Origin of the sequence: Endozoicomonas sp. 8E (assembly GCF_032883915.1) — a bacterium.
GTDB lineage: Bacteria > Pseudomonadota > Gammaproteobacteria > Pseudomonadales > Endozoicomonadaceae > Endozoicomonas_A.
The window spans coordinates 7,163,898-7,176,395 of the sequence record NZ_CP120717.1; the positions used below are offsets into that span (position 1 = coordinate 7,163,898).

Consider the following 12,498-nt stretch of genomic DNA (forward strand, 5'->3'; position numbering starts at 1 on the left):
CAGTTTTCCTGATGACGATCTGTATTCCCGATCAAGGCATCATAACAGAAGCATAAGCCCCATTACTCTTGCCAGCTATGGCAAAGAACTTTGCGCTGCGAGAGAGCTCTTGAAAACTTGATAACTGTATCCAGATTATGTTGTCGTCCCTTTTCCCGGTCATAGCCATCAATCAGCGACTGCATATGGTCGCCACCGGGGGTAAACCGTTCCTCAGTGTCAGGACTATAGCCCAAAAACCATTCAATAATAGAACCCGGTTCACCCGTTTCTGAGTTCACAGCAACAAAAGCGGGAGGAACAGTTAGCTTCATCAATCGGTCGACTTTGAAGGCAATAATTTCTGCCCAATACTGATTGATCTGGATGCCTTGGCTTTCTCGAGTCTTTGGCGCTTTTTATAGCTTCTTTAAACAGGTAAGTACCTAACCAGTTGGTTTCGCATATTCTGGACGGCGGCTTTTTCCATCCTTCTGCGTTCCAACTCTGGTTGCGTAGCTATGGCTACGCGCCCGTCGTTGCGCCTTGAAGGATGAAAAAATCCTCTCGCCAGAATATGCGAAACCAACTGGCCAGGTACTTATCTGTGATTCGGTAAACAAAAATTATACGGGGCTGTTGGCGGGCATACTCTCAAGCTCTTATCTCTGGCTCCAACAGGAAATACTTCATAGTCTTCATGCACTGGCCACCGGGCAATATCAACAATCTGGTCACTGGGCTGGTGGATGTTTTCACGATCAATCAACTGAAAATACCATTGGAAAATGTCTGCCAATCGTAACTTGTCGAGCAACGCATTAAAGCGCCTCATGCTTTCAAGCTTCTCTGCCGGGGGTACAAGACTGGCTTATTGATAGTGGCGTCAATGATGGGGTGAGTCGCTTCTGAAAGCATTTTAATCGAAATGTTGCAGGGTATACCATAGAGAGCCTACCCTGCTAACAGCTCAGCATTCTCAACAGGATTCACCTATGATCATCGAGCCCTTCAAAACCCGAAACAACGATAACGATCCGGATAAAGCATATGCCAAGCTGGAAGCTTGGTTAGACAAATTTATCCCTGTTTTTCTGGAATCACCGGAATATAAAAAACTGTCCAAAGCCAATCAGAAGTCTGGGGGCTCCTGGTTTCGGCTGTTTATGGATTACCAGCTGAATTACATTGGCGGAGATCTTTGTGATTGTGACGAGGAAGATGCTGCCGAGATTCTGCTTGAGCTTTTCCCCCGCAAGGTTATTAGTCCCGACTCCCAGGTAAAAATCATCATTCCCGAATTAATAGCGGTCTGGCAGTTCCTGCACAGAGAGCTGAACAGTGGCAAGAAGCCTCAGCTGGAATTTGCAGAAGATGTGATTAGTTTTCTTAAGAGTATCAAAGGGGACTATCTTTCTATCTTCAAAGGTGAGATGGATGACGATTTGTCTGATGAAGGTATGATCGATCAACTACTGGCGCAGCTCGAATCTGAAAAGGACGGGTATCCCTGGGTTGACGGGATGATTGCTGAGGTCGCTCAGAACCTCGACAACATTCAGCAATATCCAGAGCCACCGGAAAACTGGGCTATCCTCTGGGAAGAAAATTCCCTGGGGCAGTTCCTTGAGCACATCCTTACTGCTGACTTTGACGCTTCTTTTCCACACGCTTTTGACGCCATACAAGAGCTGCTCAGCTTTGCCTGTCAGTATCTCTTTATGAGAGTGCGGCAAAAAGATAAAGATGCTTCGGACTTCTGGCAGCAAACGGAAGGGAATATTATGAGAGCGGAGGAGTCTGGCGTTCTTGTTTCTGAGTCTATGCTGATTCTCATATCAGTTCTGTCACAATACCGGCAGTTTTTGTCAACTGAGTTTCGGAGTTTTATCGAGGACTGGCGTTTAGAAGAGTATGACACGGATACTTTCCCGGATGACTTTTCTCTCGAAGACTTGAACGACACCTTCCAGGCCCTGCTTAATGAAGTTCCTGATGAATTTGCTTTTGTCACTGTGATCAAGGAGCAGCTTGGTTTCATTCCTGATGACGTCATGAACACGCTTGTTCACGCATTACTCTCGCTGGGAGAACAAGCGGCAGACGCACTGATGCTTATGGTACTGGATCGTGATGAACAACGGGCCGTTGCCGTTGCCTCGGCAATCAGTGAGCATCCTGAAGTCATCGGTACCAAAACGCTCTCCCGCTTAATCCGTATTCGAAACTGGCTGGCAGCCCCCGTTCAAAAGCCAGTCGACAAACTGATCAGGGATGTTCGAAAGCTTGGTGTTGTGCCACAACCACCGGAAGCACAGGATATTCAGGAAGTGCATATGTCGGGTGTGGATGGTGCTGGCGCACAGGGCGTGATGCTATTGGTGAAAGAAGGCAGGTCATTCCGGCTTATCAGCTTTGTGCTGAAAGAAGCAATCGGTGTAATAGATGTCATGGTGACACCGCCTGAAACAAAAAACGAGCTGAAAAAATACCTCGCCCTTGCTAAAGAGCAGGAAGCCGGAATGGAAAAAGTATCCCTCGAACTGATTCAAACACAGCTTCCGGTATTTCTGGCCCTGAATCTGAAAAGCAAAATTGCCATCGATCACGAGCTGGTTCAGGCCATGGAATTGTTGAGTCTGGATGACTGGAACCCGGCATCTGCTGAAGTTGGCAATCTTTATGCCGATCTCATTCCACTCACTCCAACTACCGAAGATATTGAGCAGGCTCAGAAAAAATCTGGCAAATGGACGACTAGCGGCGTTGGTCAATCATGGTTTTCTGATGATGCAAGGCTTCAGAAAGTGATTGATAGTTCCCCTGTCCAGAGTCTCTGCACAACTATCTGTAACGAAGTTCTTGATTCAGATCGGCATTTATGGGGAGAACGCCTTGGTCGTATGGCGGTCTGGGCTCAGCACGCCATTAATAAGCGTCGGCAACAGCAAAGCCAGGATTATGCCGTTGCCAGCTGGTTGCTTGAGCATTCGCAGCTCCCCACTCATGAAATTGAGCTACTGAGAGCCATAGCCAAAAACTCTATTGATTACTGACGGAAATAAATTCTTTTTTCAGATGTACGACAGTTGGTAACGGTATCTGGCCGTGTAAGAAGTAGAAATCAACTGTCGTTTTCTCTGATGGATAGTCGAATAATCATTCAGCATCTAAAAGTCATCAACCGGCACATTTATTGATAGGGCGTCAGGTCGTTGCCATCGCGCTTCATCAAGTCGAGCAACTTCTTGTGAACAAACAGTTTTTCCTTGCCGGATTGAATTTCTCTGAGCACACCTATTGCGCAAAGCTGCTTGAGGTAGAGTGAAGCAGTTTGCCGCCTGGCAATGCCCCGTTCTGTCAGGTTGTTGATACGACAGTAAGGCTGCTCAAAAATAATTTGAATCAGCTCATGGCTGTATATTTTGGGTGCCTGTTGTTGAACCCAACGGGATGTCAGCTCCATCAGTGCCCGTATTCCGGCTATTTTTGCCCGGGTCCAGCAGGATGTATTTTCCACCGCCTGTAACATATATAAAACCCAAGGCTCCCAAGCTTGCTCCTGAGTAACCTGATTGAGCAGATGATAGTATTGAGCTTTGTTCCGGACAATGTAGTGACTCAAATAAAGAATGGGCAGTGTCAGTAGACCTTGCTCCAGCAGATAGAGAATATTCAGCACCCTTCCGGTGCGACCATTGCCATCAGTAAAGGGGTGAATCGCTTCAAACTGATAATGCGTTACCGCCAATTTTATTAGCGGATCAGTGTCGTCTTCTGCGTGAACGTACTGCTCCCAATTGGCCAGCAAGTCACGAATAACCGTTTCTCCTTCGGGTGGGGTATAAATAATGCTGCCCGTCAGGTCATTGGCCAGTTTAGTGCCCGGCACTCTGCGAATGTCCATCTCACAGCCTTTAATGATACTGCATATAGCCACCGCCATATTGGTAGATATTGGCCTTTGGGTCAGTTGCTGAACACCCGAAAAAAGCGCAGTCCGGTATCTCAGGGCTTCCTTGGTTGCCGGGTCTGCCAGGCTGTCCTCTTCGGCATACTGGAACAGCTTGTCGGTAGTTGTGACAACATTCTCTATTTCTGAACTGTCTTTTGCTTCCAGCAGTGGCAGCATATTGATCAGCAGTTCCTGATTCGGTAACAGCTCCCCGGCCTGCTTTAGCTCTGCCAGTGCAGATCGAGCCCTGATACAGGCTTTAAGAACCGGGACTGTCTCCAGATTTTGAGCAGCGGGCAATAGTGGAAGCTGGTTGTAGGGCTGATCGGGCTGCCATTCCATGTTCACAAACCGGTTAAAAATCGACACGTAATCAGCTTATGTCGATAGCATCGACATGTAAAGGAAACGTGTTTAAAAAAAATGGTTTTATCGACACGTTTTCAGATTTACCCTGGTTCCCACGCTTTTCAGCCCTGAGAGCCCTGCCGCGGGTTTGTCGCTTTTTAATCAAGGCAACAAAACTGCACATTAACAGTTAATGATATCCAGATGACAGCCATGAGTATTTATTTGAATTACAGTGTCGCAGTAAATTCAATGGATTCAGACAAGGGCCCCAGCAAATATCCAAGCAGCGTGCGTTTGCCTGCCAGAATATTTAATTCAACGGTCATACCCGGAATCAACTGATTATTTTCACCAAACCCTGAGCTTTCCGTTTCAATCATCGCTTTATAGTAATGCTTGGCCGTGACACTATCTAGGTAAGTGTCAGCGCTCACCTCCAGAACCTTGCCCTTTAGAGAACCATAAGTCGTGTAATCGTAAGCAGAAACCCGAACATTTACCGACTGACCGGGCCAGACTCTGGCTCTGTCATGTGGGGCCACCATGGCTTCGACCATCAGGGGAACGCCATCCGGGACTATCTCCGCCAATATCGAACCCGGTGACACGACCTCACCGATAGTATTGACATGCAGGGTGTGCAAGGTACCCGTCACCGGTGCCGCCACTTTTTTACGGATCTCCCGTTCACTGGAAGACCGAATCTGCGCCTGAATCTGAGCAATTTCTAATCGGACTTTGTTGTAATTGTGCTGTGCCTCTTCACGAAAATCCGTCATCAGTTTGGTTTTCTTTAAACGCAGCTCTGACAGATTGGCATTAATGACCGGAATCTGCTTCATTGACTGGTTGATTCTGGTCTCGATTTTCAGCAACACCATCTTTTTTTCCAGCTGATTATGAATCGAACCAGCACCCTCTCTGAGAAGCGTGGTCAATATATCCAACTGCTTCTGAGCGACTGCCCGCTCGTTTTTCATATCCTTAATGACCTGCTCAAGCTCAGATAACTGGGCTTCCTCTTTGCTAATCTGTTGCCGAACAATGGAGATTTGTTCGCTGAGCTTTCTGTCACGTTTTTTATACAACTCGTGTTCGTTAAGGTAGTGCTCGTTATTTCGAGCCGTTTTTTTACTGGCCGTGGTAAGTTCCTTACCCGTCATTTCCGCATACAATCGTTGCGCTTTTGCGGTCAGCCCTATGAGTCTCTGGTTCAAAATGCTGATATTTTCGGTCAGGGAAGGATTCATCACCGAAAACAATACCATGTCTTTGTGAATCCGTTGCCCTTCTGTCACGTGTAACTCGGTGAGAATACCGCCTTCGAGATGCTCAACCACACGGTTATTGCTGAAAGTAGTCACCCGGCCATGACTTTTGACAACCACGTCAATTTCGACAATGGCTGACCAAACCAGAAAACACAGAACGATAAAAGTGATGGTGAAAATGACGGAATAGCGGGAAATCGAACGAAACCGCATTCGGGTTAGCAGTGGCTTCAGCATTATTCGCTCTCCACCACCCTGATAACCACCTGGTTTCTTTGCTCTGTGCCGGATTCGTCAAGTCTGATCTTGATAAATTCAGCGGACATACCAGCATCAAGAAGAATTTTTCGAACTTGAGAGATTCGGTTGAAGGCAATTTCGTAAGAAACCGTTTTTGCCAGACTTCTGCTATTAAGCAAACTGATTACATGGATCGTTTTACCCTGAAAATCATCCAGATTTGCCTGAACCCAGTCTTGCAGCTCTTTGTTTGCGGCTTCAGAAAGCCTTGAATTGAAATCCTCGTACTTTATACGAATGAGTTTACTTTTTATCTCTGTGGATACCTGGCTCTGTAAATTGACACTCAGGGCTTCAGAAACGATTTCTTTCTCAATATCCGCTTCTACCGAAGCCTGCTGACCCGCTTCCAGCCCCTCGGTTGAACCGGCTGCCGCATGTTCAGCTTCAATGGATGATTGCGCAATATCAAAACCCACCTGAACACTCAGCGCAGAAACGACCATAACCAACACAACCACCAGGAAAACAAAGACCAGCAGAGTGGTCGACAGAGCATCCACAAATCCGGGCCATGGGTTGCTTTCAACTTTTTTAGCCATGGTGCTCCAGTAGCAGGTGTGCGGGAAGGATATTGTCTGATTATCTATCGCCTGTCTGATCTGTTTCTTAATAACCGTCAACCCAAAGCTGAATGCTAAAAGGAAGCATCCTTTGCAGTTTTCGTCTTGTGGGCCGAATAAGACTCTGAGACTCGTAGAGTCATTTTGAAAACGCGGGTAGGCGGCAAAAAAAAAACAGGACAGGCAGGATTAAATTTTATGAAACTAAAAAGTCTGCTTGGGGTGAGTTCATTACTGTTTCTCTCCCCGGTGAGTGCTTTATCGTTACCTGAAGCGGTTAACAAAGCACTGGAGATTAACCCGACCCTGAAGTCTCTGGAGTCTACGGTTGAGGTTGGAGAGGCGCAACTGGACAAGAGTTATGCCGACTACCACCCGAAGATTACCCTTCAATTGGAAAGTGGCAAGAGCAAGAATTCAGACAGTGCCTGGCAGCAAAAACGCAAATCATCCGTAACACTTAATCAGGTTGTGTACGACTTTGGCCGGATTTCCAACCAGATCAGTGCCAGAAAATACAAGCTGAATTCCTACCAGCAAGATCTTGATAACGGGCGTGAGCAGCTCGTCCTGCTGACCTCAAACACCTTCCTGGAGATACTGAAACTGGAGGAGGTGATCGGCTATATCAAAGAGAATATAGCCTTTTACGATCGTTTTTTGGGCATCCTTGAAACCCGAAATCAGACAGGTGCGTCCAGCAAATCTGATGTTCAGCGTCTGACCAGTCTGAGCCAGAATGCCCAGCTTGAGCTTATCCAGTATCAGACGGACCTGACGTTTGCCCGTAAGACCTTTAAAAGCCTGACGAACATTGAGCCTGAAAACCTGATAATTCCTTCGCTGGACGGACTGGTTATCAAGCAAACCCCAGAGCAACTGGTCGAATTTGCAACAACCCGGAGTTATCAGATCCAGTCTCTTAGAAAAAACATTGAGTTCGCCAAAGAAAATCGAGACAAAGCCCGTTCCGATCTTTATCCCAAATTTAACCTGAAAATTGAAACCAACAGGGAAAATTCTCTGGACACCAACGGGAAATGGTCAACCACACAGGCTGCCGGTATCACAATGAGTTATGACATCTGGGACGGCTTCAAGGCCCGAAGTAATGTTGATGAAAACAATGCCAAAGTGATGCGGGCTAATCATCAGTTACGAGAGGCTACACTGGCACTGGAAAAAGAGGCAGAGGAAGCTTACAGCGCGATGTTGAAGTTAAAAGATGAGAAGGCAGTCAATAAAGAGGCACTGGAAACCAACCGTGAAATTGTCGATCTCTACTACAAAGAATTTGAACTGGGCGAAAAGACCCTGCTGGACATCACTACAGCCCAGGGAGATTACCACAACAGTAGAGTCCAGAGTGCCGTGTTCCGGTTTGAGTATTACAAAAGCACACTGAAAATTCGTTATTACCTGAACGATGTCATCAATACTGTCCGGAGTCTGGCAGACGAATCGAAATGATGCTTCTGAAGAAAAGCGAGAGAACGACGGGCAACACGGACAAAACAGGATAATAAGGACATGTCTGAGCTGCATATTGCCGACCCGAAAAGAATAGTGAGCTTCATAAGGCGAATGCAGTTTGTCGTCGTAGCCAGCCTGATTCTGGTTTATTTTTCCAGGGATTTTTTTATCACGGCGCTTATGTCGAACCTGCCCCTGAACGGTACGATTTTATCGGTGTTCATAATCGGTTCGGTGCTCTGTTTCCTTTATGTGTTTCAACTCAAAGATGATGTTCTGGTGGTTGCCAAACTGGATGAGATCCTGTTTGAAAACAAAGACGATCTGGACGATAAGAGCGGCCAAAGAGACAAGAGCACGCAAGAGCAGGACGAACCCGTAGCTTTGAAGATGCACCTGATGGGGCCAACCGTCACCCTGCTCAAAAACAACGTGGCATCTCTGGGTGTTATCCGACTTTCGGCTCCTGCAACCCGGGCACTGATAGACTCCCTGCAAGACAGTATGAGCGAAAAGTCCGCCTTCATTCGCTACTTCACCGACCTACTGGTTTTTATCGGACTACTGGGTACTTTCCTCGGTCTGACCATTACCATTGGCTCGATTGGCGGCATCCTGTCTGATCTTGCGGGTGGGTTAGATGGGGGAGATATTATGGAAACCCTGATCAAGCTGATCAGGGGTCTGGAAGGACCTCTTGGCGGAATGAGTACCGCCTTTGGTTCTTCCCTTATGGGACTGAGTACTTCGTTGGTACTGGGTATTTTTCTGCTTAGCCTGGACAAGGCCGGCCATTACTTCACTTCTGCCATGGAAAACTGGCTGGCCGAGCACACAGTTGAGAGAAATTCTAGTACTGGAGCGGCTGCGACAACCGCCACTCCAGCCCCGGGCAACGGGCAACTGGAGCAGATTACCACCCAACTCGGCACCATCGCCAATACTCTGAAGAAAATCAGCATTCAGTCTGCAAATGACAGACAGTGGCAAAGCCTGATCGCTTTACTCAAGAATAACCACCTTGAGCTCAAGACTGAGACCTCTCAGCTGTCTGAATCCTTGCAGCGAGCTGAACAACATATTGAAACTTCTGCCGAGCTTCAGTCGAATCAGTTAGCACAGACGCAATTGCAACTACAGGAATCAGAAAAACTACGACAGTTGTTCACTACTCAGACCAATGCCAGTATAGAAGCACTGGGGGCCGTCCAGGAGAGCAAGCATCGGCTGGTTCAGATTGTCAACGCCCTGCTGGATGAGCAGAGAGCCCTGGGGCGCAGTCATGTGAAAACCACTGAGCAGGTCTCCGAGCTGAAGGCGTTCATCTCGCAGAAAAAAGACGCCTCTGCCACCGAACTTAAAGGCGTCTCTCAACAATTACAGGCACTTTCCGACAAGGTTCAGGAAGATAATCAGGACAGCCAAACCAGACAGTCACGAATGGAAAAGATGTTCATGTCCATGTCCATGGCAATTAAAGATGTAAGAGCCAGAATAAAAGGCAAGTGAGCAGTGAGAGCTCGCAGGCATATCATTCCTCTGGTCTGGAGTCTGGCCGCTTCGGCTGACGAGAGTCCGGATTTTATTTTCCCGGTAGCTTGTCGTTATGGTGTTGACTGCTTTATCCAGAACTATGTTGATCATGACCCCACTGCTGGCTTTAGCGACTATCATTGCCGTCAGCAAACCTATGACGGCCATTCTGGTACCGATATCAGGCTAGTCAACCTGCCTCAAATGGATAAGGGGGTTCCTGTGCTGGCAGCAGCCAATGGTAAGGTTGTCGCGACACGGGATGGCATTACAGACACTTATCTGGACCCGGCAAGACGTGAGGAAATAAAACAGATCGGTCTGGGTAATGCCGTTGTTATCGAGCATCGGGACGGCTGGCGCACAATTTATGGCCACCTGAAAAAAGGCAGCCTGACCATCAAAAAAGGTGACCGGGTTATCCAGGGGCAGCCACTGGGAGAAATCGGCCTGTCCGGATTAACCGAATTTCCCCATGTTCATTTTCAGGTGACGCATCACAACAAGACGATCGACCCGTTCATAGGAAAACCGGACAGAGGCAAATGTGGGGATAACCTCAACAGTCAATGGCTCGGGATCGCGGACAACAAGTTAACCTACTTCCCGGGTTGGCTGTTGGATCATGGTTTCAGTCACACCCCCCCGGACAACTACCGGGCGATTGAAACCGGGAGTTTTAACAACGGCTCGGGTGACAAAAACCCGCGCCTGTTTTTTTGGGTTCGGTTCATCGGGCTGTCAACGGGTGATCAGGCAACATTGAGTTTCGTAGCACCCAATGGCGAACTTATCAGGGAGTATACCTTCCCGAAGCTGAAATCAAGCAAGGCACAGCAATTTTATTACATCGGCATAAATAATCCGGCTATCCAACCGGATCAACCGGGTCGCTGGCAGGGAAAAGTCAGACTGAAACGCACCTTGCTCCCTCCCATTAAGAAGGCTTTTGATTATGCAGTCGGTGTTGATGATGTTGCTGGCCGTTGATAATTCAGCTCCTTCAGCACTCGACTGCGACTGTCGTCACCGATAATGCGACCTTCGGATATCACGATAATCCGGTCCACCAGTTGCAACAGGTTTTGCCGGTGCGTGATAAGAATCAGTGTCTGGTCGTCCTTCAGGATGCCCGGAAGACGCTGACAGAAAAGTGTTTCGTTGTAGTTGTCATAGGCACTGGTTGGTTCATCAAGGATCAGTAAACGACCCTGACGTACCAGCGCACGAGCCAGGCAAAGCGCCTGTCGTTGACCACCGGAGAGATTCTCGCCCCGTTCCATGATTTCATGGGCGTAGCCCCGGGAGCACTTCTGGACAAATCCATCCAGACAAGCCCCATAACAGGCTTCATCCAGCTTTTTAGTAGATGCTGCACGCTGTCCGAGCATCAGGTTACTTTTCAGTGTGCCGGCGAATACAGAGGGTTTCTGCGGTGCCACAGCATAATGGCTGCGGTAATGATCCAGGTTAAGATGCTGCAGATTGCGACCGTCAATCATAACGTTGCCTTCAGTCGGCTCCACCAGTCCCTGAATCATGCGGATGAGCGTACTCTTCCCGGAGCCGGAAGCACCGAGTATCGCCACCCGTTCCCCCGGCTCGATCTTCAGACTGATATTTTTCAAAATCTCTGGTTCTGTGGCTTTATATCGATAGGACACTTTATCGAATTCAATCAATCCTTTCAGGGTTGGAACATTGAGTTTATCGTTGAGGTCATCCTCTCCTGCCAGACCCAGCAGATCGTTAATCTCTTTTAACGCCTTGATGGAGAAGCTCAGGCGATTCACCGCCATGGCCAGACTCATCAACGGAGCAACAGCCCTGCTTCCAAGAATAATGCAGGCAAAAAGGGAGCCAGAAGAAAGGTTACCACTGTGTATCTGGAATACACCCACAATAAGCATACCGATGACCACACTCTGGCTGGCACTTGCCACCAGCGTGTTTAGCAAGACATTAGACTGTTTACTGGCCAGCGATGCCCAGGCAGAAAGGGTTACCAGACTTCGCCAGCGCGCCTGAGTCTTGCGTGTTGCACCGAGGGTTTTAATCGCTTCCAGCTCTGAGCTGACTTCATAGAGAAAAGCACTTTTGGCATTATTGGCCCGGGTCAGCTGGCTGGCACGATGTCGTGTACTTCGATAACTGTATATCGCAATCGGTATCAGGCAGGCCGCAATGCCGAGGGGAATGAGTGCCATGACGCCACTGATCAATCCTATGACCAGGGTAAACAGAATAAAAAATGGTGCATCCAGTAGTGATAATACTACCGTTCCGGACAGAAATTCCTTAACCCGGGCAAAATTTTCCACAGCATGGGTAATGCGGCCTGTGGAGTCCGGCAGTTCACTTTGTTTCAACTGAAGAAGACGCCCCATGATGAACTGTTCGCTGCGTTTTTCAATAATCCGGCAGGCGTCATCGACAAAATAAGTGCGAAGCCAGCGCAGGACAAAATCAAAGATAACCACTACCAGCATACCTATCCCCAGAACAAGGAGCGTATCAGTAGCAAAGGTTGGGATGAGTTTATCGAACACCATGTTGGTGAATAACGGCAGCGCCAGAGTCAGCAGATTGACCATCACGGTCGCCAGCAGTATCTGGACGTAGTGAGGTCGGAGTTCGTTCATCTGTGTGCGAAACCAGGCAGGCATCAATAACTTGCTGGCAGTGGCTTTTTCCTTTTGTTCACTGAAACAGAAAATCGTGCCGGTATAAACCGACGACAATCGCGACAAAGACAGCCATAACCCCAGAGGGTATTTTCGTGACGCCACAAAATACTCACCGTTGCGAATTTCGGTGATAGTCATGAATTTTTTTTTCTTTAACTGAATGATGCAGGGTAGGTCATCTTCCGTAATATCAATGAGTTCGCTGCGTTTTTTTATCATGTCCAGGCCACAGTAGGCAGCAGCCTGTTTAAGACGCCAATGGTCAAACTCCTGACCATCTCGTGTGAGTGCCTCTAAATCCTCACTGACAACATCGGCCCCCATGTAATGGCAAACGCTGAGGAAACAATCTTTGAGGTGAAATTTAAGCATGTGAGGCGCTCTTT

9 protein-coding genes are annotated in these 12,498 nt (G+C 48.0%); 4 read left to right on the forward strand and 5 right to left on the reverse strand.

From position 1 onward, the window contains the following. Window positions 1-62: 62 nt before the first annotated feature. Window positions 63-314 carry a hypothetical protein gene (locus P6910_RS25675; RefSeq protein ID WP_317144069.1) on the reverse strand — a complete coding sequence of 84 codons (252 nt, stop codon included), beginning with the start codon at window positions 312-314 and terminating at the stop codon, window positions 63-65. Window positions 315-974: 660 nt separating this feature from the next. Here P6910_RS25675 and P6910_RS25680 point away from each other — a divergent pair. After that, complete coding sequence (locus tag P6910_RS25680) at window positions 975-3,035, forward strand: hypothetical protein (protein WP_317144070.1); 2,061 nt, start codon at window positions 975-977, stop codon at window positions 3,033-3,035. A gap of 137 nt (window positions 3,036-3,172) precedes the next feature. Here the strand turns inward: P6910_RS25680 and fic are convergent, their stop codons facing one another. The 3 genes from fic to P6910_RS25695 all read right to left on the reverse strand — a co-directional run bounded on the left by fic (window position 3,173) and on the right by P6910_RS25695 (window position 6,398). Beyond that, a complete protein-coding gene (fic, locus tag P6910_RS25685; protein WP_317144071.1) occupies window positions 3,173-4,303 on the reverse strand; it encodes a protein adenylyltransferase Fic in 1,131 nt (376 codons plus the stop codon). A gap of 209 nt (window positions 4,304-4,512) precedes the next feature. Beyond that, window positions 4,513-5,793 (reverse strand): HlyD family type I secretion periplasmic adaptor subunit, encoded by a 1,281-nt coding sequence (locus P6910_RS25690; RefSeq protein ID WP_317144072.1) that lies wholly within the window; start codon window positions 5,791-5,793, stop codon window positions 4,513-4,515. Further along, window positions 5,793-6,398, reverse strand: coding sequence for a hypothetical protein (locus P6910_RS25695; protein ID WP_317144073.1), 606 nt, complete (start codon window positions 6,396-6,398; stop codon window positions 5,793-5,795). The genes P6910_RS25690 and P6910_RS25695 overlap by 1 nt, the downstream gene beginning before the upstream one ends. Before the next feature lie 219 nt (window positions 6,399-6,617). Between P6910_RS25695 and P6910_RS25700 the strand changes: the two genes are divergently transcribed. Genes P6910_RS25700 through P6910_RS25710 form a run of 3 tightly spaced genes read left to right on the forward strand, consistent with a single transcriptional unit; the run spans window position 6,618 to window position 10,415 of the window. Further along, window positions 6,618-7,889, forward strand: a complete 1,272-nt coding sequence (locus P6910_RS25700; RefSeq protein ID WP_317144074.1) for a TolC family protein — start codon at window positions 6,618-6,620, stop codon at window positions 7,887-7,889. Between the two features lie 60 nt (window positions 7,890-7,949). After that, entirely contained in the window at window positions 7,950-9,401 is a 1,452-nt protein-coding gene (locus P6910_RS25705) for a hypothetical protein (protein ID WP_317144075.1), read from the forward strand. Between the two features lie 3 nt (window positions 9,402-9,404). After that, window positions 9,405-10,415: a M23 family metallopeptidase gene (locus P6910_RS25710; RefSeq protein ID WP_317144076.1), complete on the forward strand. Its 1,011-nt coding sequence runs from the start codon at window positions 9,405-9,407 to the stop codon at window positions 10,413-10,415. On the opposite strand, the gene P6910_RS25715 is transcribed toward P6910_RS25710, so the two are convergent. Beyond that, a complete protein-coding gene (locus tag P6910_RS25715; RefSeq protein WP_317144077.1) occupies window positions 10,379-12,484 on the reverse strand; it encodes a peptidase domain-containing ABC transporter in 2,106 nt (701 codons plus the stop codon). The two genes, P6910_RS25710 and P6910_RS25715, sit on opposite strands and share 37 nt — an antisense overlap. Window positions 12,485-12,498: the final 14 nt, after the last annotated feature.